This is a genomic window from Psychrobacter aquimaris, assembly GCF_016107525.1.
GTDB classification, from domain to species: Bacteria; Pseudomonadota; Gammaproteobacteria; order Pseudomonadales; family Moraxellaceae; genus Psychrobacter; species Psychrobacter aquimaris.
Genome location: NZ_JABASR010000011.1, coordinates 131,252 through 153,337, shown reverse-complemented (window position 1 = coordinate 153,337; position 22,086 = coordinate 131,252). Strand labels below are relative to the sequence as shown.

Sequence of the window (22,086 nt, the reverse complement as noted above, 5' to 3'; positions counted from 1 at the left end):
CCGCATGTCATCAAGTCTTGGCGCAATAACTGGGAGGGCTTAACGGTGTTCTTTGAGTACCCGAAAGACATCAGAAAAGTGATTTATACCACCAATGCGATAGAGTCGCTAAACAGTGTGATTCGAACGGCGGTGAATAAGCGTAAGGTGTTCCCGTCTGATCAGGCGGCATTCAAGGTGGTGTACTTAGCCACCCAGCAGGCATCCAAAAAGTGGTCAATGCCGATCCGTAACTGGACGTCTGCTCTTAATCGCTTTATGATTATGTTTGATGATCGTATTAGTAAGCATTTAATCTAAATGGCAGTTACACAGAATCTGGGATGGTCTCGTAGATAAGGACGATGCTTCAGGTTAACCTCACACTTGTTGTAAGTCTAGCAACGGCTTCTGCCTTTCCAGATTACGTTTATAGCTTCTGTTATACTAAAAACTAGTCAAGCGATAATATTTAGTTACTATTAAATTATAAAACTGAAAAACAAATCTAAAGTATACTCACAAGTGTACTAAAATATATATTTAAATATTTATCTATATACATCAAACACTTAACAACAATTAACCGTTCCGGCTCCGGGTACCATTACATTAAAAGGCTTCCAAGCAATTGGAAGCCTTTTTCTTATTGTGTCAATTTTTATTTTAATCAAATATTTTGATGACAAAACTGATTGTTCACCTTTTTACCGGACTATTTCTTTCTTCTAAGCAATCACTAACATCACATACTGAACCGCCCTGGGATTGTCGGAGACTAAATACTCTAAGAGAATACGACAATGAAAAGATAAACCTACACTCCCGAAATTAAAGAACGCGCCGTTCGCATGCTGATTGAAGCAGCATGCGATTATCCATCCAATTGGTCAGCTATTCAAGCCATTGCCCCTAAGATTGGCTGCACGCCTGAAACCCTGCGCTCATGGCATAAAAAGCACATAGACCAAACCATTCCTGCCTCAGTGCAAGCGCAAAGCCAAGAGCAGCGTATCAAAGAGCTTGAACGCGAATGCAGAGAGCTCAAGCAAGCCAACGAGATAATACGCAAGGCTGCTGCTTTTTTCGCCCAGGCGGAGACGGGCCGTCCACCCAAGTAATGGTCGACTTTATTGATGACCATAAAAACAATTACGGGATCGAGCCAATCTGTCAAGTACTACCGATTGCCCCATCGACTTACTATCGCGCTAAAGATTTAAGCGACAACCCAGAAAGGCGTTCACAGCGTCAGTGGCATGACGACTTCTACATCAGTGAAATCAGACGCATCTGGCAGAATAGCAAATGCCGCTATGGTGCCCGTAAAGTCTGGCAGCAGATGATAACGGATGGCATAAAAGTCGCTCGATGTACTGCTGAGCGATTAATGAGACATTATGGCTTACAAGGCGTTTGGCGTGGCAAGAGTAAGATTACTACCAACAGCGTAATGACCAGCAAAGGGCTGGTGACTTGGTTAATCGTAACTTTAGCGCTCAGCGTCCTAATCAGCTTTGGGTTGCAGATTTTACTTATATCAAGACATTGAGCGGCTGGGTATATACTGCTTTTATTATTGATGTATTTGCACGAGTTATTGTCGGCTGGAAAGTATCTAATCGTATGAATACCGATATGGTGATGGCAGCGTTAAATCAGGCGATAGCAGATAGAAACAACCCCAAAGATGTGATTCATCATAGTGATCGAGGGGTACAGTATTTATCCATTCGCTACACTTCTAGGATAACGGACTCTCGTATTATCGCCTCGGTGGGCACGACTGGCGATTCATACGACAATGCCTTAGCTGAAACGGTTAATGGACTGTACAAGTCTGAGGTGATTCATTATTTAAAGAAGAGCTGGAATGGTGTTAACGATGTTGAACTGGCAACCCTTGAATGGGTGGACTGGTTCAATACAACCCGTTTGCACAGCACGATTGGTTATGTGTCACCCTTTGAGTTTGAAAAGCGGTATTATGATAATCTTAATCTGTTAGGTGAAGCTGCCTGACTCAAGTAAATCACCCTCCGATAAAGTCGGGGCGGTTCATAGACTTTACTACCTCTATTGCTATGACAGCAGAACGATTTGACACTGTCAATGAAGCAAAAATTTGTGTTAATGATACCTATAACTATGAAATAACTTTTTTCGCTAATGAAGAACCTGTAGAGTGCCCTTTTTAATTTCTATCTTAACTGTCTATTAATTATCTATATTTAAAATTCAACCAAAAAAAATCCGACCACATTAAGTGATCGGATTTTTAATATTTGGTGGAGATGGCGGGAGTTGAACCCGCGTCCGCCAGCATTACGCTCATGAATCTACATGTTTAGTTTCTGTCTTTAGTTTTAATCCGCACCGATCCGACAGTCAGGATGGATTGGACGATTCTCTACTTTTGAACCCAAGCGATTGAGACAATCACTTGTGGCGAGCCTACATGCGGACGCTTCAACTTAGTTGACCAACTGTAGGTGATCAGCAACCAAGTAAGCAGGGTTTAAGCTGCTAGAGCGTAAGTTTCGTCGTTTGCGACTATAACAATATATGTTTGATTAACGAGAGGACATACACTCTCGACATGCATCATTGAGTTTCATTACCAGCGTCGAAGCCAGAACATCCCCAATAAGGTCGACTATTATATAGGACTTATACGTCAATTTTCAACCTATATAATATCTGTATTACATTACGTTACAGCTCAACCCTCTAAGCCAGTACTTTATTTAGCCACTTACCGATGTTTTGAATCTGCGGCATACAAACTTGATGCGCCATCGGATAAGTATGATAAGTGACATTATAACCCTTCGCTGACAATAACTGCTGCGCTTGCTCGCCCAAGATAACAGGTACGACTGGGTCATGGGTGCCATGCTCAATCAAAATTGGCATGTCTTTATTGGCAGCACTATACTCGATATTATCATTAGTTGCCAAGTACGTAGAGAGTGTCATCAAGCCAGCCAAACGTTTTGGATAGCCGAGTGCCACGTGATACGCGACTGCCCCGCCCTGTGAAAATCCTGCAATGACGATATGCTCTGGTGACACGCCGCGCTCAATCTCGCGACTAATCAAATCTTGTATCTGCTGAGAAGACTCTTCAATTTGAGCGACATCTACCTTCCGCTCTAAACTCATCTCTATGATATCGTACCATGCTGGCATCACCATGCCGCCATTTACTGTCACTGGGCGTTTAGGTGCATGTGGGAAGATAAAACGCACAGCCATATCCTCAGCCAAGCCTAGTTGAGGTACGACTGGCTCAAAGTCATGACCACTAGCGCCTAAGCCATGCAGCCAAATCACCGCGCGATCTATCTTCTTTTGAGATGGGTTGTGTTCAACGACGACTGCGTCTAAATAATTACTCATAGTTATCCTTAATACTGTAGTGAGATATGCCCTAAGCATTTCTATATTTTTGCCAAAATAACGTGGGTGTCATTATATGGTCAATATCATCTGTTAGATTGGGCGCGTGGTCAATAATGAAGTACTGAACGGACAATAGCAAAAATTTGAACAACATAAAAAGGCACATATGATCTTATGACCGATAAGCTCAATACTATCAAGCTTAGATACAGTCAGCTGTCTATTGCGTCGCACACGCGCCTACAATTATGTCCACATTAGTTCTAAGCTCTTACAAATACGTACGCGACCTCTAGCTACTTTTAGCAAGTACCAAGTACCAAGCAACAATCAAATATCAAGCAACCATTTTTTGATCCCTATTGATACCACCAATGGGATTTTTTTATAATTTTGCAGGAACATTTTACATGACAATTTTTAATAAATCAGCGCTTGAGCTGTATAAAGGCACACTAAGTACGATTAATGTTACCTTACCTTTGACTCTCATCAGCTCATTATTGATAGTAGGCTGCGCTACAGATAGCCGTTCAACGCTCACATCAAAAGCCACTGCATCGACAGCACAATCATCCTCACCTCTCGCATATAGCTATGGGGTACGCCCGTTTTATCTGATAAACGATATGGATGAGAGTCCACTAAAAGAAGAGCTACAGGCTTGCAAAGCGCAATTGCCAAGTAAAACAGATTTTTCTATTGCTCATCGAGGTGCGCCATTACAACTGCCTGAACATACTTATGACAGCTACGTGGCTTCAGCTCAAATGGGTGCTGGCATCTTGGAATGTGATGTCGCTTTCACCAATGATGGAGAGCTTGTCTGTCGTCATGCTCAAAATGATTTGCACACTACCACTAATATTTTGACTACACCACTGGCCAAGCAATGCACCGTACCGCCTGTATTGGATGCTCAGGGTAAACTTACCAATGCCGACAGTATCGAATGTCGCACATCAGATATCAGCGCCGCTCAATTCAAAACCTTGACGGGTAAAATGGATGCTGCCAATAAAAAAGCAACCAGCATTAGCGAGTATATGAATGCGACTGCGCCTTGGCGAACGGACTTGTACTCACAAAACGGTAAGGTACTGACTTTGAAAGAACATATCGCATTGGCACGCCAACTGGGTATGAAACACACGCCTGAACTAAAAGCGCCCGCAGTGAATATGCCATTCAATGGCTATCGTTTAGACGATTACCGCCAACAGCTGATAGACACTTATAAGGCAGCCAACGTATCTGCAAGCGATGTCTTTGCACAGTCATTCAATATAGAAGATCTTGATTACTGGATCAAAAACGAGCCAGCTTATGGGGCTAATGCCGTCTATCTGATCGATGACAGCAATGAGACTGCTAAGGATAAAACATTTGATAAAAACGACGCAACCACTTGGAAGCATTCATTGGCTGATATCAAAGCACGCGGCATCAACACCATTGCACCAGCACTTTGGTTATTAGTCACTACTGACGGTCATGGTAAAATGTTGCCTTCAGAGTACGCAAAACAAGCCAAAGCCAATGATCTAAAAATTATTACGTGGTCGATAGAGCGTTCAGGGCCATTAGCAGATGGCGGTGATTGGTACTATAGCGGTCTTGGCGATGCCATCAACAATGACGGTGATATGATGAATTATATTGACGTACTAGCGCAGGACGTCGGTGTCCAAGGCATTTTTTCAGATTGGCCCGCTACGGTGAGCTACTATGCCAACTGCAAAGGTATTAAATAATTTCTCACTTAGTCTATTAACATGTATTCACTACATTTTTTTTCATCGCTACTCTAGTTTTTGAGAATAATATTATATATCACACTCATTCTTTAACACTAAGGCCAGCTCTTTCATTGAGCTGGCCTTTTTTATTGAGCATATTAAGGTGATTACATCATAAACTGTCTACTTAGCACCCCACTTTTTCATCAACTTTTCACACCATTTGACTCATGTCAGCAAAAGCAATCTGCTATTTTGTGCTACGATAATTTTCTAAGCTTATAAGATGATATAGAGACTATGACCCATATTTTACTGGTAGAAGACGATCCTGCTATCGCGATGTCACTCAAGGTTACTTGCAAGCGCGAGGGCTGGCAAATCACTTGGCTCGATAATGCAAGCAGCGTATTACCAATGCTGCATAGTGCTGAAGCACAAGATCTATCAGCGATTATTTTGGATGTTGGGTTACCAGATGGTGATGGCCTCAGTCTCTGCCAACAAATACGCCACACTCCTGACATTGATGGCTTAAAAGACATTCCTATCATCTTCTTGACCGCACGTAGCGACGAGGTCGATAGAATTTTGGGTTTAGAGATGGGCGGCGATGACTATTGTGCCAAGCCTTTTAGCCCACGCGAGTTGGTTGCCCGTCTAAAAGCCATTTGGCGACGTGAGCAATTATTGTCTCAGTCGCCCACCTCCCATACAACAGAGGCAAACGATACAGCAAATACTGCCTCTTCGAATACCATGTCGGGGCAAGCCTTAACGTTTGAATGTCAGTCTGGCATCTGGCACTACCAACCGCTTAATTACTCGTTAATGTGGCAAGAGCAGAAGCTTGAGCTTAGTAACACCGAACGCAACATCTTATTGACCTTGTTAAAAGCCCCCAATCAAGTCTTTAGCCGTGAGCAACTGCTGAGCGCTGTAAGCGACTATCCCGATCATCGCTTGGCGAGAACCATAGACAGTCATATCAAGTCCATTCGTAAGCAACTAGCCACTGTTGATGCCAGCATCGATGTCATCCATACCCATCGCGGCTTGGGTTACGCCTTGTGCCCCGCCTAGCCACAATTTACTTAGCCATATTTTGCTTAAAATCGACCTTCTATAACGTCAAATAATATACCTAAAAACATGAATCATAAAACCAACGATAGCGCTGACAGTCATCCTAATACTGATATTAATAATAAGGCTGACAGCAGCACTCATGCCAGCCAAAGTAATTGGTATGCAAAACTGCATCCTATCGGCACCGCGCAGCAAACGACTAAAACAAAACGACTGCTGAATTTGAGTATTTTTTTTAGAATTTGGCTCGCGTTGGCGTTAGTACTGATTATCTGCGGTGTGGTCGCATTTACTCAGCTGTTTGGTTATGTCAAACCGACAGCGCAGCAAGTCATCGAAGATACGTTGTTAGATACCAGCAAATTACTGGCGGCAAGTTTACAGATACCACTGTCTTCAGGGCAGCTATACGATGATGCCTATCAAAAAAGGCTTGATACGGCATTCATCGGTATACCAACAATGGATGACACTCAAGAGCCAGAATATAAAAACAAAAACTATAGCAGCTTTCGGATATACGTCACCGATGATAAAGGCATAGTCATATACGACTCTATGCCCGAACCGGACAATGATGAAGGACAAGATTACAGCCGCTGGAACGATGTCTATTTAACCTTAAATGGTCAGTATGGCGCCAGAAGCACGACGCGAGATCATAATCAGCGCGATGGTACGGTCATGTATGTGGCGCAGCCGATAAAGGATGACGCTGGCAATCTGATTGGTATCGTTAGCATCGGCAAGCCTGTGGCTAGCGTGTTGCCTTATTTGGACAATACACGCAATCGCATGCTTATCACAGCGCTGCTCATGAGTATCGCTGCCCTTATATTAGCAGGACTGGTCGCATGGTGGCTTAAGCAAAGCATTACTTTGGTTATCCAATATACCAGTGCGCTGGCAGAAGACACCAAAAAACCTTATTTTTACTTAGGTCATGAGCTTAATAGCCTAACAGATACCATTGAATCTATGAAACATCGATTGGAAAATCGCGCCTATGTTACTGACTATGTTCATACCTTAACCCATGAGCTCAAAAGCCCTTTAACCGCCATTCGTGCCAGTAGTGAGCTACTAGAAGACAATGGACTTGATGAAGAGGATCAACAGATGCTCATACAGTCCATTGGTGAACAAAGTATCAAAATGCAGCAATTGATTGATCGGCTGCTATTACTTGCCAAAGTTGAGCAACCGACTTTTAAGCTGAATCGGCAGCTGACCCCCCTACTACCGTTGTTACAAACCCTTGCAAAAGACAATAGCGCTAAATTGCAACAGCAGCACCTAGCGCCTATCGACATCTATCTTGATGAAAAACCGGTTACTGAAAAAACCCTTTTATCGCCAGATATCTTAGCAAATACCAGCGTTTTCGCTGACCAGTTTTGGTTAGTACAGGTGCTGCAAAATGTATTAGATAACGCCATTCATTTTGCCGATAGCACAGTCGCCATTTATCTGCAAAGCATCGCGAAAAATAGTTCAGCGCAAACCGTCACTATCAATATATTTAATAATGGTAAATTATTACCTGATTATGCCGTTGATAAAGCGTTTGACCGTTATTTCAGCTTGTCGCATCAGAGTCAAGCTACTGACAATACATCAGAGCATTTCTCAAAATTCTCAGAAGACGAAAACTCAATGTCCGATACTAGGCAAACACAGCCTAACATGTCTAGTAATACCCTAAAAAAAGGTACTGGCCTTGGCTTAACCCTTGTTAAACAAGTGATTGAGCATCATGGAGGTCAGGTAACTATTAATAACGTCCATGCTGATAACGATAAAATTGGTACTGATAAGAATCAGCGTTCTGGTGTCATGGTTAGCTTAACCCTACCATTGGCTTAAAAATCAACATCTATGCCAGTTCATGAATTTTCCATCATTCCTACACAGGTTTTCTATCTACTTGTTTTACGATAGCGTTATTCAAATTCGTAACCAATATTAAGGATAGGAAATCTATGCCAAGCTTGCTTACTCAAAATCAAATTATAGAAAACTGCTTAGGCGGTAGTCGTCATTTTTGCCTACAAGCACTGTCACATGAAGGCATTGAGAGTATCGCTTTTGGGCATTGGCTAGCCATTCCCAGCCAACAACTACTATTGGTATTTCGTCATCAGCAATGTGTGGCTGTTGACCACTACCAAGTAGCTGCCTAAGACTATTATTAGTTTGCTGAATGTGCCTTATTTATTAAATCACTCATTTTTTAATCGTCCACAAAAAAGCCCTTTGTCGTTTCTAATAAGAATATTGGAAACAACCAAGGGCTGATAAATCTACGATATATTTTTTAAATATTCATCTACGTAATAGATGCTATCGGCTGCTTCACATCCGCATTTTGACCGCGATGGCGCAAATAATGATCGAGCAAGACAATAGCCAGCATGGCCTCTGCGATAGGCGTGGCACGTACACCAACGCAAGGGTCATGACGACCTTTGGTGAGCATATCAACCGACTCCCCTTGTGTGTTGATACTCTTGCCAGCCGTAGTAATACTAGAGGTTGGCTTAAGCGCAATACTGACACGGATATCTTGCCCTGACGAGATGCCACCCAAAATACCACCAGCATGATTGGCAGTAAAACCGTCTGGCATCAGCTCATCACGAGAGCTATGACCGAACTGTCCTGCCACTGCCATTCCGTCGCCGATCTCGACTCCTTTTACGGCATTGATACTCATCATCGCATGGGCAATATCAGCATCTAAACGATCAAATACCGGCTCACCCAGTCCAACGGGTACACCACTGGCAATAATCTCTAAACGTGCTCCGCAGCTAGTGCCTTCACGGCGTAAGCTATCTATCAAAGACTCAAAACGAATGACAGCATCGGCATCCGCGCAAAAAAATGGATTGCTATTCACAAATTCCCAATCAATTTGGCTAGGTTCTAGGACATTACTGTACTCATTGCCAATTTGCGTGACGTGACCACGGACTTGCACCCCTAAGCGCTCTTGTAGATATTTCTTAGCGATAGCACCTGCCGCCACTCGCATCGCCGTCTCACGCGCTGAGGAGCGCCCACCACCACGATAATCACGAAAGCCATACTTCATGCTATAAGTATAATCGGCGTGACCGGGGCGAAACGTGTCTTTAATTTCGCTATAATCTTTGGATTTTTGATTGGTATTGCGAATCAGCAGGCCAATAGACGTGCCAGTCGTCCTACCCTCAAACACACCAGAGATAATCTCAACTTCATCAGATTCGCGGCGCTGGGTCGAATACTTCGATGACCCAGGTTTACGACGGTCTAAATCTATCTGTAAGTCTTCTGCGGATAAGGCTAAGCCGGGCGGCACACCATCGACGATTGCCATAAGACCTGCACCATGTGACTCACCACACGTCGTGACCGTAAAAACCTGTCCAATGCTATTGCCTGCCATATTTATCCTTAAACAAATGAAGTCGATTTTTGATTATAGCGTAAATCTCGATACTCTATTGAATGCTATCTAATAGCTGTACATAGGCATTGAACAGCTCACGATGCGCCATGAGCTCATCATAGGTAATCGCAAAGACACCGTGACCACCGTGGGCAAATTTCAACCAGTCAAACTGGATTTCAGGATAGGCTTGCTTTAACGCCCATTCGCTATCGCCCACTTCGCAGATAAGCAAGCCTTCTGGGCTTAGATAATCTGGCGCTTCAAAAAGAATGCGATGTACCAAGTCCAGTCCATCTTGACCTGCGGCTAGCGCATGCTCTGGCTCGTATAAAAATTCAGGGGGCAGCTCTGCCATGATGGCAGCATCGACATACGGCGGATTGGTAACAATCAACTCATACTGGTGTTCAGCAGGAAGCTTAGCAAACAGATCGGACTCAATCACATTCACCTGATGACCAAGATCATGATGATCGACGTTAACCATGGCTACTTCGAGTGCGCCTTTATCAATATCGACGGCATCAACCAGCGCATCGACAAAACGCGTCGCAAGCGCAATAGCAATACAACCAGAGCCAGTACATAAATCTAAAATACGCTCAGGCTGCGACAGCTGCTTGACCTCTAAACCGTGATCGTAAAACGTAGCAGCCTGCTCGTTGACGCTCGTACCAAGTGGCTTGGCAAGCTCATTGACATCAAAATACGGATGGAACTGCTGACGAATCAATTCTGCGATAGGTGATCTTGGAATTAGCACACGCTCATCGACATAAAAAGGCAAATCACAGAAGTATGACAAGTTAATCAAATAACTTAATGGCTTACGCTCAGCGATACGCTCTTCTAACAAACTCAGTACTAACTGCTTCTCTGAGTTGGTTAAGCGACAATCGAGAATCTGCTCATTGGCTGACCAATCTAAAGCCAAAGAATGCAAGACAATGGCAGATGCTTCAGCAAACTCATCGGTGGTGCCTTGTGCAACGACCACATCATAATTACGGAGCTGGGTGACCGAAAAGCGAATAAAATCACGAATACTAACCAACTGCTCGCGGGCTTCTTCTAACTCTGCAGGTAAATTGGCAAATTGATCGTCTTCACCAAGAATTCCACTCTCTAAATCAAACGCCATCTCACCCTCTACACCATCGTCATTGAAGTATTGATGTTGAAATTCTTCTGCGCTCATTGTTTGGTCTTCTGACATATCGCACCTTGCTGATTACATGTTCACTGACTACATGCGGATGGGTTAAAACGCCTTTTGTTAAAAGCCGATCTATTAAATAAAAATTTATTCACCATTATAGACATAAACGCTAAGCTGCGCCAATATTTGCACTTTTATGTTTATAAAAATGCTTCTAAAAACAACGTGGATAGTAGGAATTTTAAGTAAGAATGGCGCATCATCTTATACACACCCTCGCTCAGTTATTGCCAAACTGTAGTGAATACGTCAACGGTTGACGTTTGGCAAGACTTTAATGAAAAAAGATGTGTCGAAAGTTTGCGAAGCATGCAAATTATGCGCATAATAGCCGCATTAGTAGCAACCACAAGTGACTCAATATGATGAAAATAAAGCCAATTATTACTGCAATATCTATCGCTGTCGCCAGTGCCAGTGTTAGCGCAACGGCTGCCCCTGCTGATGAGACTCGCACATTGCCAGTACGTACGGCTAATTCTATGCCCAGTATTGCCAAAAAGGTTAGCCTTGATATACAAGAGAACCGTAGCAGCTCAATCGATGATCGTGCTCCTGTAGTAGCCACGCCTGCCTTAAAGTCTAATTCACCTGACCGTATGACTCAGCTGATTGACGAAAAACAGGAAATCGACGTAGAAACAGCACAACAAGAAGTCAGTGCTGATAATATGACAGTAGAAGAATTGGCTCGTAAAGATGTGCAGTCTGATATTACTGACGATATTAGTGAAGGTCAAGCCGTCGCTGCCCCTACCGCCACTCTATCTGAGGCTCGTCCAGCTGATACTTCTATCAAAAGCATCGAAGATGTTGATGGTAAAAAACATACCACGCTGAATTTGTCGAATTACGCCAAACAAGTAAACGGTGCCACATGGACACCGAATATGAAAGTTAACTCGGCAATGACGATTAAAATGCAGGCATTGCTCGATTGGAACCATGCTTCACCTGGCGCTATCGATGGCGGTTGGGGTATGAACAGTAAAAAAGCACTGATCAACTTTCAAACCATGAAAGGCTTACCAGCAACGGGCAAAATGGACCAAAAAACATGGGATGCTTTAAATAAAAATATCCCAGCTAATAAACCTGTGCTTGTGACATACACCATCACTGAAGACGATATCAAGACCAATTTTGCCACCACACCTGCTGGTGCAGAAGCCAAGTCGAAGATGAAAGGCTTATACTATCAAGATATTAAAGAGATGTTTGGTGAGCGCTTCCATATGGATGTGCGTTATTTAGATAAGTTGAATAAAAACAAGCAGTATAAAGCGGGCGAAACCATCACCGTTTTAAATACCCGCGCACCGCTTAATCAGCGCATTAACCGTGTGGTTGCCAATAAAGCCGATAAGACTTTATATGCGTATAACGGCGATAAACTGGTTGCCACTTACCCAACCACCATTGGTAGTGACGCAACGCCATCACCACAAGGCACCTTTAAAATCATTAATAAAGTGAAAATGCCGTGGTACAAAGCGACAGTTGGTAAAGGCGCAGATAAACAAGTACATATGCTACCACCAGGCCCAAACAGCCCTGTCGGAGTCGTATGGATGGGCTTGTCTAAACCGTCATATGGCCTACATGGCTCACCAAAACCTGAAGGAATTAGCCGTCAAGCCTCTGCAGGTTGTGTGCGTTTGACCAACTGGGATGTGTTAGAGGTTTATGCCAATATCGAAAATGGCGCGACCGTTGAGCTTAAATAATAAGTCATGAATGATGAATAAAAAAAGACCTTGCTATCAAGGTCTTTTTTTATGACCGACTATCAGACTTATTGTTTGAAAGCGACAACCCTTCTAGCTTTTATGCTTTATAGCTTTCTTCATTACCAGTAATGCTACCGATTTTTTTGGTAAAAAACATACCTGCAGGGATAGACACCAAAAAGCCCAACATTACCGCTATTTGGATATGAGATATTTCATTAAAACCTGTAACTAAGGCGCCAATCATAAAGATACCAATAGTAACGGTTGCCGCCATTGCGTAGATGACAGAGAATAATGGCCAGTTCATAACTTATTCCTCATTTTTATTGTGGATATAGTACCTTTATACACTAAACCCACAAAGAAAGTAAGTATTTAATATAGACCTGCAAGCCAGTGATATTAAGTGACGAAGCAATAAAACCCTGACATAGTTATGGTTTTATTGTCGTTATCTAACTATCCTGAATTTCACCGTTTTAAGCATTGCTATTTACTCACTCTGCTCTCTATTTAGTCGCAAAAAAACCATACGTTGTCCTCTTTTTATCATTACAATAATGACTTTCTTTTATTCTTTAAGAAAGCTAGCTGCCATGACCTCATCCGAAAAAAATCCCTCTAAGGACTCTTTAGTTATAGAAGATGCCTCAGGCACAGCCAATTATCCAGACAAAAAAGCGGCTCTAACTGACAATACTGCGGCTGATGGCTCTGTGCTAGATAGCACTGTGGAAAATACGGAGTCTTTAAAAAACTCAGAGACTCACGATGAAAATGACTGTGTCGAGAATATGGATTGTGCGCAGCCTCCAGAAACGACAATAGCAATAAAGTCAATTGGTGCTGACGAGGTCGTTGCAACGTTAGAAACCGCTAAACCCGACAACAATGAGCCCGACATAAATGAGCTTGAGACACCACCATTTAATGAAGCGTTAAAATCGACAGCAGCGCCTCATCATAAAACTCTTGAAAATTTATCATCAGAACATTTTCAAGCAGAAGCAGATAATGTTACAGAACGAGCTTCTCAAGAGGATGCTGACGCTGAAGTAACGGTAGAGGCAGATGTTCTTAACCCCTCTGATACACAGCATAATTCTGCAAAACAAACTATTGAACCATCAGCGAATACTTGTTCTATCTCTGATAACCATCAGCAAGAGAGCAAAGAACATAACAATAAAGCAAGACAACTCTCAATTGATGAACAGCCCGACACGCCGCAAAATAAGGATAATTCTGTAAAAAATACTGTGAGAGATAAAGCAGATAATCAGGAAGATCCAGAAGACGACATTCAAGAACAAAAAGAAGCAAAATTGGAGTCTTACAAGCAATTTGTTGCCGAGCAGTTTAGCAATCAAAAGGTAGACTATCCAGAAGTACGAGTCAGAATCGAGGCCAACGCTCTGCCTAGTAAAATGTATTTCATTATGAATATACTTTCTGCCATCATCGCCAGTTATGGGCTAGTGACCAATTCTGCTGCCGTAGTGATTGGCGCCATGTTGGTTGCAATGATGCTAGGCCCTATCACTGGTATAGCATTAGCGATTATTGATCATCGTATGCCATTGCTGCGTAAATCACTGCTTACAGTTATCGTCGGTATATCATTGGTGATATTGGTTGGTTTCATCGTCGGCTGGTTACACAAAGATCAGCCATTAACGGCAGAGATATTGTCACGCACTCAGCCAACATCTATGGATCTGATGATTGCGCTCGCAGGGGGTACTGCTGGTGCTTATGCGATGGTTTCACCGCATCTATCGGTGGCAGTGGTCGGCGTGGCCGTGGCCACTGCATTAGTACCACCTCTTGCCGCTAGTGGTATTTTATTTGCCAATGGCGAGATGCAGCTTGGACTTGGAGCACTGCTACTTGCGCTAACCAATATTATTGCGATTCAGTTTACCAATGCTTTAGTACTTTGGTTATTAGGCTTTCGCCGCTTGGTCGATGACGATTATAAATCAAGCACCTATTTAACCTTTTTGCGGCGCAATGCGGTGACGTTATTATTGTTAGGTGGCTTAGGGACGTATTTGTCCATCAATCTACAAACCAACGCCAAACAACAAGTTTTTGAGAGTAGCGTAAAAGAAGCCATCAATAGTTACTTTATCGATAAGGGTAACGTGCTGACCAATACTCAGTTTGATACCTCAGAAGAAAATCAAGTCGTACGTGCAGTCGTTCGCGGAGAGACGACGCCTACCTCATACGATGTACAGCAAATCGAAACCGTCATTACCCAAGATATGGCAGAGAATTTTCCTGAGTATTTGCCCATTAAGCTACAGCTACGCTACTTGCCAGTACAAGTGATTGAGTCCAACCCATTGAGGCAAGATAAGCTGGATAAGACCGATGCGGCGATTTTGAGCAATTAGCTTTTTTGACCCACTGGCTTTGATACGCTACAAATTCATCGACCATCTACATGCGCAGAATAACCTAGCAGTTGTAACTCTTGTACCAAGAGCTTGGGCGTTTGTGCTAAAATCGCTTGCAAAATTATTTTACTTTATCTATTCAATTCTATCCGTCAGTAAGGAGCCGCTGTGAGCCAGCCATTTCGCTCAGCCGATATTCGCCAAGCTTTTATAGATTTTTTCATAAGCAAGCAGCATACCCCCGTCCCATCCTCTAGTTTGATTCCACACAATGACCCGACATTGCTGTTTACCAATGCAGGTATGAATCAATTTAAAGAAACTTTTTTGGGCATGGAGCCACGTGATTACACCCGTGCTGTGACCTCACAAAAATGCGTAAGAGCAGGCGGCAAGCATAACGATTTGGACAATGTTGGCTATACAGCGCGTCATCATACGTTCTTTGAGATGCTAGGCAACTTCTCATTTGGCGATTATTTTAAGCAAGCCGGTATTGGCTATATTTGGGAGTTTTTGACCTCAGATGAATGGCTAGCAATCGATAAAAATCGCTTGTATGTGACCATTTACGAGACCGATGACGAAGCCTTTGAGATTTGGCATAAAGACATCGGTATTCCTAGCGAGCGCATTATCCGTATTGGCGATAATAAAGGCGCTCCCTTTGCGTCTGATAACTTTTGGACCATGGGTGACACTGGCCCTTGCGGCCCTTGTACCGAAGTCTTTTATGACCATGGGGCCGATATCGAAGGCGGTTTGCCGGGCACACCTGAAGAAGATGGTGACCGCTATATCGAGATTTGGAACTGTGTCTTTATGCAGTTTAACCGTCAAAAAGACGGTACGCTATTGCCACTGCCTGCACCTAGTGTCGATACTGGTATGGGTCTTGAGCGTATCAGTGCCATCATGCAAGGCGTCCATAGCAACTACGAGATAGATTTGTTTGTACACTTGATGGATGCAGCGGCTGAGATTTTAGAGATTGAGAATCAGCAACAGTCGTCATTAAAAGTCATCGCCGATCATATTCGCGCAGTAGCCTTTTTGATTGCTGATGGCGTCACCCCAAGTAACGAAGGTCGTGGCTATGTACTGCGCCGTATCATTCGTCGTGCGGTACGTCATGGTAATAAGCTAGGCGCTGACAGTGAGTTTTTCTATAAAATGGTCGCACCCTTGGTTGCTGAAATGGGCAGTGCCTATCCAGAGCTGATAGAAAAGCAAAGCATCATTGAAAATGCCATTCAAAAAGAAGAAGCTCAGTTTGCCAAGACATTGGCACAAGGTTTACGTTTACTTGCCAGTGAACTGGAAGGTCTAAAAGATGGCGACACGCTATCTGGGGAGGCGGCTTTTAAACTGTACGATACTTATGGTTTCCCGATCGATTTGACTGCTGATATCACTCGTGAGCGTGGTATTGTCATTGATGAAGCTGAATTTGATGAGCATATGCAAGCGCAGCGTGAACGTGCGCGTGATGCTGGCAAATTTGATGTTGATTATAGCAGCGTCATTCAAGTAGAAAATCCAACCACCTTTGTCGGCTATGAGCAGCTTGCAGAAGAAGGCGTGACGATTGATGCGCTGTATCAAGATGGCAATCCAGCAGCCAGCTTAGCTGAGGGCATGGAAGGCGTCGTGGTACTTGACCGTACACCGTTTTATGCTGAAGGCGGTGGTCAAGTTGGTGAGCTTGGCGAAATCCGCACTGCAACGGGCGTTTTTGAAGTGCAAGACACCAAAAAATCTGGTCAAGCCATCATCCATTATGGTGTCGTGACCATGGGCGACATTAACACCAAACAAACCGCTGATGCGCAAGTCTTGTCAAGTATTCGCGCAGCCAGTGCCAAAAACCACTCTGCCACGCATCTCTTGCATGCCGCATTAAGAGAAGTATTAGGCGACGCGGTCACGCAAAAAGGCTCGCTAGTATCAAGCGAAGTATTACGTTTTGATTTCTCCTATGACAAGCCCGTCAGCACTGCTGAAATTACGCGTATCGAACGCTTAGTCAATGAGCAAATCCAAGCCAACACCCCTGCCCGTATCGAGAATATGTCTATCGACGAAGCGATGAAACAAGGGGCGATGGCACTGTTTGGCGAAAAGTATGGCAGTGACGTGCGGGTACTGACGATGGGTACAGACAGTATCGTAGATGGTCAGCGCAAGCCCTTCTCTATTGAGTTGTGCGGTGGTCTTCACGTGCAACGCACTGGTGATATTGGTGTCTTAAAAATTACTAGCGAATCAGGTATTGCTGCTGGCATCCGCCGTATTGAAGCCGTCACTGGCATAAATGCGATTAAAAACATTCAACAAAGCGAACAACAACTGAGTGAGCTTGCCAGTCAGCTAAAAGTAAAACGTCCTGAAGTGGCGCAGCGTGTGCGTACCATGGCGGATAAGCAACGTGAACTTGAGAAACAGCTAGAGCGCTTACAGCAAAAAATCGCCAGCGCCCAAGCAGCCAATTTACTCGATGAGGTACAGACCATCGCAGGCACGCCCGTGCTTATTAGCACCTTAAGCGGTATCGATGGCAAATCGATTCGTACGCTAATGGACGACATTAAATCAAAACTGCCTGATAGCGTAATTGTATTAATTGGTGATAAAGATGACCAGTTAGCCCTAGCCGCAAGCGTGGCGAAATCGGTCACGGCTAAGATAAAAGCTGGTGATATCATTCGTCATTTGGCAAGTGAGCTTGGTGGTAAAGGTGGTGGTAAGCCAGATTACGCACAAGGCGGCGCGCCAAAGTCTGGTAACAGTACCGCGGTTATCAACGCCCTACCTGCTTGGATTGAAACTCAGCTTAGCTAATCCTGAAAAAGACATGAATACAGAGCATCACTCTGGTCTACTACGCATAGGATACGCGATTGGTTATAACCACTATAACCAATCGCCATGTATCTAAGCGCTACGGGCACTTAACGTTGTGACGTAGATATGATATAAAGGTCAACGTTTGGATGCATCGTGCGTGTATTACCTACTCAGCACTACTGAATACATAAACAAAAAGCATAGGGCGCAATTCTTATAATACGGCTTTATCTATACAAGCATTGATTGAGCGTCACATCCGCATATTGGCGCTCATTGATGATAATAAAAGGCCATTAACGAATAATAGGTAGATTTTTATGGCGTTAATAGTACAGAAATACGGCGGCACCTCGATGGGCAGTATCGACCGCATCAAAAACGTCGCCAAACGAGTCAAACGCTGGCATGACAACGGTCATCAAGTAGTTGTTGTCGTCTCTGCAATGAGTGGCGAAACCAACCGTTTGATTGATCTGGCGCGCCAAATTAGCACTCAGCCTGATCCCCGTGAATACGATCAAATGGTCTCAACCGGTGAGCAAGTTTCTATCTCATTGCTTGCTATGGCGATTAAAGAGCTTGGTGTGGGTGCTCGTTCATTTACTGGTCGCCAAGTAGCGATTAAGACTGATAATGCCCACAATAAAGCCCGTATCGAAAGTATCGATGACAAAAATATCCGTGAACAGCTAGATGCAGGCAATGTCGTCATCGTAGCAGGCTTCCAAGGTATTGATGAAGAAGGCAATGCAACCACATTAGGGCGCGGCGGCTCTGATACCACAGGTGTCGCGATTGCTGCTGCCTTGGGTGCTGATGAATGTCAGATTTATACCGATGTTGATGGCGTTTATACCACTGACCCTCGTGTCACCTCAAAAGCCAAAAAACTTGAAAAAATTACCTTTGAAGAAATGCTGGAGATGGCAAGCCTTGGCTCTAAGATTCTACAGATTCGTTCGGTAGAATTCGCAGGTAAATATGGTGTGCCTTTACGGGTACTATCTAGCTTTGATGAAAATACCGATGGTAGTTTTGACCAAGAATTTCAAGATAATGTCGGCACCCTAATTACGATAGACGAAGGAGACAACATGGAACAGGCAATCATCTCAGGTATCGCCTTTAATCGAGACGAAGCAAAAATAGTCGTGCGCGGTGTACCTGACCATCCTGGTATTGCCTCTGCTATCTTAAGCCCGATTGGTCGTGCCAATATCGAAATTGATATGATTGTACAAAATCTTTCGGACAATGGCACGACAGACTTTACCTTCACCGTCAATCGTAGTGATTTAGACAAGACCTTAAAAGTACTACATGATGAAGTGAAAGACGAGATTGGTGCCAAAGAAATTTTGGGCAATAGCGAAGTCGTTAAAGTCTCATTAGTGGGTGTGGGCATGCGTTCACACGCAGGCGTTGCTAGCCTTATGTTCCAAACCCTTGCTGAAAACAACATTAATATCCAAATGATATCAACCAGTGAAATCAAAGTCTCTGTTCTGATTCAAGACCAACATTTAGAAAAAGCGGTCAAGTCATTACATACCGCATTTGGTTTGGATCGTGAAGACGGTGAAAGTAAAATCGCTGGGCTATAAAGCTCACAAATTGTTAAAATATAGCTTTAGCATTTATGGTTATCCGTTAACAGCTATTAATGACTTTAAATAATACTTAAATAAAATAGGGTCTTTTTAGATCCTATTTTTATTTTTTATTATTGCTAGGGTAAGTATTTACCCAATAGTTTTGTGAAAACCCGTGACAGTCTCCATTATGCCCCCTATAATGGGGCTTTCATTTGGGCTAAATGAATCTACCTATCATTACCGCTATTGGTACAACATTAAGCATTGTGGTTGTTTGATACATTGCCTTTATAGTACTGCGGTGATGTCCTGCAATTGAGAAGTAATCTGATGAGTAATAATTTGTTGATGCGACATAAGGAGTGTGACGCATGTTAATTTTGACACGCCGCGTGGGCGAAACGCTAATGATTGGTGATGAGGTCAGTGTGACTGTCCTAGGTGTCAAAGGCAATCAAGTACGTATCGGTGTGAATGCACCGAAAGATATTGCCGTACACCGCGAAGAGATTTATCAACGTATTCAGCATGAGCGTTCTGTACAGTCGCAAATGCAGCATCTTGAGCAAGGCAATTTTGCGCCTTCATTTGATGACGAAGACTATTTCAATCGCTAAGTTACATACTTTCACTTTTTTAATCTGCTCTGAGGTCATTTATTTATGAGTATCCGCCAATCAGATGTATCGGCTCTACTTAATGGTTTGGATAAAAAAGCCATTGGATTCAATGATGTCATCAGTTTTATTGATGATTTTTATCGCTATGCACCTGCCCCGTTTGTGAATGGAATGGTACATAATGCAGCTGGTGAAAATGAAGGTAGTGCGAAAATCTTTGGCTTTGCCAAGCATCATGGTCTGAATCAATTGGACACGCTAAAACTGTTCGGCGAGCATTATGCCAAAGTTCAAGCAACCCCTAATGGAACTGACCATGCCAATATCCGTAACTTTTTACATTGGGGCTGGCAAGGATTTTTGATGGAAAAAAATCCATTAACGGTTCGTCCTAGTGTTGATACGACGGCGCTTTAAAAAGTTATTCAATAAGAAAAGGCCACGCTGATTAGCGTGGCCTTTTTTATGCTGCATAATTACTATTTATCACGAAACTTAACGGGTTGTACTGCCCCTTTAGGGTTGGGCATATTAGGATAATGATGCTCATGCTCGACATCACATTCAGCCCCAACGATAGAACCATCGTCTTTGACTGGCTTATGGATATAGCCTGTGCGCTCAGCAGGTGGAAGATGCTCGTGCTCCCACACCATCACCGCTTGCATACAGGTTTCGCGCTGCTCAGCGGTCAGCTTGCGGCCATCAGGCCACTTACCCAACTCAATCGCCATGCGGAACTTATCAACCACTTCTGGTGTTAAACTTGCTAATATCGTTTGCTTATCCATCCTGTCTACTCTCCACCACTATTTTTTATAACATATTTTATATAACGTTTTTTATATAACAGAGACACTTATTCGTCGTCCATAATATCATCATCCACGTCAAGACTGAATTCCTCAGCATGGACGTTCCAGTGCAATTTGGTGCGACAAGCTTCATAAAAATCAAACCCTGGCGGGTGCAATAAAGTCAGCTTATCTGGATGCTTACGAATATAGAGCCGTTGCTCTTGCTCAAGTGGCACGCTTGGCTTACCGTCGGCACTGACCATCGGCTGAGTGCGATTGTCTTCGTGAATGCGAATGCACACTTCGCTATTACCGCTCACCACAATCGGTCTGCTAGACAGCGTATGGGGATGCATAGGCACCAAACAGATAGCATCCATACTCGGGTGAATGATGGGACCGCCGCCAGAGAGTGCATAGGCCGTTGAACCGGTAGGCGTTGCTGCAATCAAACCATCGCTATGCTGACGGTAGACGTCTTGACCATCGATTTTCATCTGAAAATCAATCATATGTACCGATTTTCCCGCATGCAATACGATATCATTGAGCGCCATGTCTTCATGAATGATAGTACGCCCTTCTCGTATCTCCATCGTTAATAGAAAACGATGGTCCAACTGATAATCGCCCATCAGTACTTGGCGCAATTTAAACGCCGCTTCATCAGGTTTTACATCAGCTAAGAAACCAAGCCGACCACGGTTGACGCCGAGCACAGGTACACGGTAGCGTGCCAACGCTTCAGCCGCGTGCAATATCGAGCCATCACCGCCAACAACGATGACCAAATCACAAATTTCTCCAATCAAGCTACGCTTAACGATTTTGACTTTTTCGATCTCAGTGAGATTTAAGGTTGGCAGATGAGCTGTCTGCACATCCATAATCAATGTGAGATTCATATCATTGATAGTCTGAGCTATTTGCACCAAGCTTTGAGTGACACTACGCTTACCAGCGCGGCCCATGAGCCCAATGCGCCTAAAAGCAGGGTTTTTGATAGCGTGGAACAGCTCTGATTCATGTAAGTGCGGCAATCTTGCGGACTGCGCTGAGTTTTCCATAAAACGACTCGGCATAACGGTAAAGTACTCGGCAATGATAGCGATAAACGAGCGTTTAGACTAGCATGTTTATGAATTATCGTTGTTAACTGTCGTAATCAACCCCATATAAAAGCCATCATACGTGATCTTCAAACGTGTTTGTTTAG

Annotated in this window: 16 protein-coding genes, 1 other RNA gene, 2 pseudogenes and 1 other annotated feature; of the genes and pseudogenes, 12 read left to right on the top strand and 7 right to left on the bottom strand. The window is 43.6% G+C overall.

What is annotated here, in order from left to right; all coding sequences use genetic code 11:
• Window positions 1–300: transposase (locus JFC10_RS11090; protein ID WP_198332852.1), on the top strand; the 300-nt coding region annotated here is incomplete at its 5' end.
• Window positions 301–830: 530 nt separating this feature from the next.
• Window positions 831–2,001 (top strand): annotated as a pseudogene (locus JFC10_RS11085) (IS3 family transposase).
• Window positions 1,058–1,174: a sequence feature (AL1L pseudoknot), on the top strand. Its footprint overlaps the pseudogene before it by 117 nt.
• 264 nt (window positions 2,002–2,265) lie before the next feature.
• On the opposite strand, the gene ssrA reads toward JFC10_RS11085, so the two are convergent.
• Window positions 2,266–2,624, bottom strand: a transfer-messenger RNA (tmRNA) gene (ssrA, locus tag JFC10_RS11080).
• Window positions 2,625–2,709: 85 nt separating this feature from the next.
• Complete coding sequence (locus tag JFC10_RS11075; RefSeq protein ID WP_198332851.1) at window positions 2,710–3,381, bottom strand: alpha/beta hydrolase; 672 nt, start codon at window positions 3,379–3,381, stop codon at window positions 2,710–2,712.
• Window positions 3,382–3,794: 413 nt separating this feature from the next.
• Here JFC10_RS11075 and JFC10_RS11070 point away from each other — a divergent pair, with 413 nt between their 5' ends.
• The 4 genes from JFC10_RS11070 to JFC10_RS11055 all read left to right on the top strand — a co-directional run bounded on the left by JFC10_RS11070 (window position 3,795) and on the right by JFC10_RS11055 (window position 8,395).
• Window positions 3,795–5,138, top strand: coding sequence for a glycerophosphodiester phosphodiesterase family protein (locus tag JFC10_RS11070; RefSeq protein ID WP_198332850.1), 1,344 nt, complete (start codon window positions 3,795–3,797; stop codon window positions 5,136–5,138).
• A gap of 285 nt (window positions 5,139–5,423) precedes the next feature.
• The gene (locus JFC10_RS11065) at window positions 5,424–6,206 is read left to right on the top strand and encodes a response regulator (protein ID WP_198332849.1); all 783 of its coding nucleotides are present in this window, start codon (window positions 5,424–5,426) and stop codon (window positions 6,204–6,206) included.
• A 69-nt stretch (window positions 6,207–6,275) separates the two neighbouring features.
• The gene (creC, locus tag JFC10_RS11060; RefSeq protein WP_198332848.1) at window positions 6,276–8,078 is read left to right on the top strand and encodes a two-component system sensor histidine kinase CreC; all 1,803 of its coding nucleotides are present in this window, start codon (window positions 6,276–6,278) and stop codon (window positions 8,076–8,078) included.
• A gap of 116 nt (window positions 8,079–8,194) precedes the next feature.
• A complete protein-coding gene (locus tag JFC10_RS11055) occupies window positions 8,195–8,395 on the top strand; it encodes a hypothetical protein (RefSeq protein ID WP_198332847.1) in 201 nt (66 codons plus the stop codon).
• 146 nt (window positions 8,396–8,541) lie between these two features.
• Here the strand turns inward: JFC10_RS11055 and aroC are convergent, their stop codons facing one another.
• Window positions 8,542–9,645 (bottom strand): chorismate synthase, encoded by a 1,104-nt coding sequence (aroC, locus tag JFC10_RS11050; protein ID WP_198332846.1) that lies wholly within the window; start codon window positions 9,643–9,645, stop codon window positions 8,542–8,544.
• 55 nt (window positions 9,646–9,700) lie between these two features.
• Window positions 9,701–10,867, bottom strand: a complete 1,167-nt coding sequence (gene prmB, locus JFC10_RS11045) for a 50S ribosomal protein L3 N(5)-glutamine methyltransferase (protein WP_198332845.1) — start codon at window positions 10,865–10,867, stop codon at window positions 9,701–9,703.
• 365 nt (window positions 10,868–11,232) lie between these two features.
• Here prmB and JFC10_RS11040 point away from each other — a divergent pair, with 365 nt between their 5' ends.
• The gene (locus tag JFC10_RS11040; protein ID WP_227685825.1) at window positions 11,233–12,597 is read left to right on the top strand and encodes a L,D-transpeptidase family protein; all 1,365 of its coding nucleotides are present in this window, start codon (window positions 11,233–11,235) and stop codon (window positions 12,595–12,597) included.
• Window positions 12,598–12,697: 100 nt separating this feature from the next.
• On the opposite strand, the gene JFC10_RS11035 is transcribed toward JFC10_RS11040, so the two are convergent.
• Entirely contained in the window at window positions 12,698–12,910 is a 213-nt protein-coding gene (locus tag JFC10_RS11035; RefSeq protein ID WP_193012944.1) for a hypothetical protein, read from the bottom strand.
• A 289-nt stretch (window positions 12,911–13,199) separates the two neighbouring features.
• On the opposite strand from JFC10_RS11035, the gene JFC10_RS11030 reads away from it, so the two are divergent.
• The 5 genes and pseudogenes from JFC10_RS11030 to JFC10_RS11010 all read left to right on the top strand — a co-directional run bounded on the left by JFC10_RS11030 (window position 13,200) and on the right by JFC10_RS11010 (window position 20,490).
• Window positions 13,200–15,005 carry a DUF389 domain-containing protein gene (locus JFC10_RS11030; protein WP_227685824.1) on the top strand — a complete coding sequence of 602 codons (1,806 nt, stop codon included), beginning with the start codon at window positions 13,200–13,202 and terminating at the stop codon, window positions 15,003–15,005.
• 171 nt (window positions 15,006–15,176) lie between these two features.
• A complete protein-coding gene (gene alaS / locus JFC10_RS11025; protein ID WP_198332843.1) occupies window positions 15,177–17,849 on the top strand; it encodes an alanine--tRNA ligase in 2,673 nt (890 codons plus the stop codon).
• A gap of 326 nt (window positions 17,850–18,175) precedes the next feature.
• Window positions 18,176–19,462, top strand: coding sequence for an aspartate kinase (locus JFC10_RS11020; RefSeq protein WP_198332842.1), 1,287 nt, complete (start codon window positions 18,176–18,178; stop codon window positions 19,460–19,462).
• Window positions 19,463–19,824: 362 nt separating this feature from the next.
• Window positions 19,825–19,992 (top strand): annotated as a pseudogene (gene csrA / locus JFC10_RS11015) (carbon storage regulator CsrA); the annotation flags it as partial.
• Window positions 19,993–20,115: 123 nt separating this feature from the next.
• Window positions 20,116–20,490, top strand: coding sequence for a HopJ type III effector protein (locus JFC10_RS11010; protein WP_193012948.1), 375 nt, complete (start codon window positions 20,116–20,118; stop codon window positions 20,488–20,490).
• A 62-nt stretch (window positions 20,491–20,552) separates the two neighbouring features.
• On the opposite strand, the gene JFC10_RS11005 is transcribed toward JFC10_RS11010, so the two are convergent.
• Together JFC10_RS11005 and JFC10_RS11000 are read right to left on the bottom strand one after the other, a co-directional pair.
• Window positions 20,553–20,864, bottom strand: coding sequence for a YeaC family protein (locus JFC10_RS11005; protein ID WP_045451872.1), 312 nt, complete (start codon window positions 20,862–20,864; stop codon window positions 20,553–20,555).
• A 68-nt stretch (window positions 20,865–20,932) separates the two neighbouring features.
• A complete protein-coding gene (locus JFC10_RS11000) occupies window positions 20,933–21,952 on the bottom strand; it encodes an NAD(+) kinase (protein WP_193012949.1) in 1,020 nt (339 codons plus the stop codon).
• Window positions 21,953–22,086: the final 134 nt, after the last annotated feature.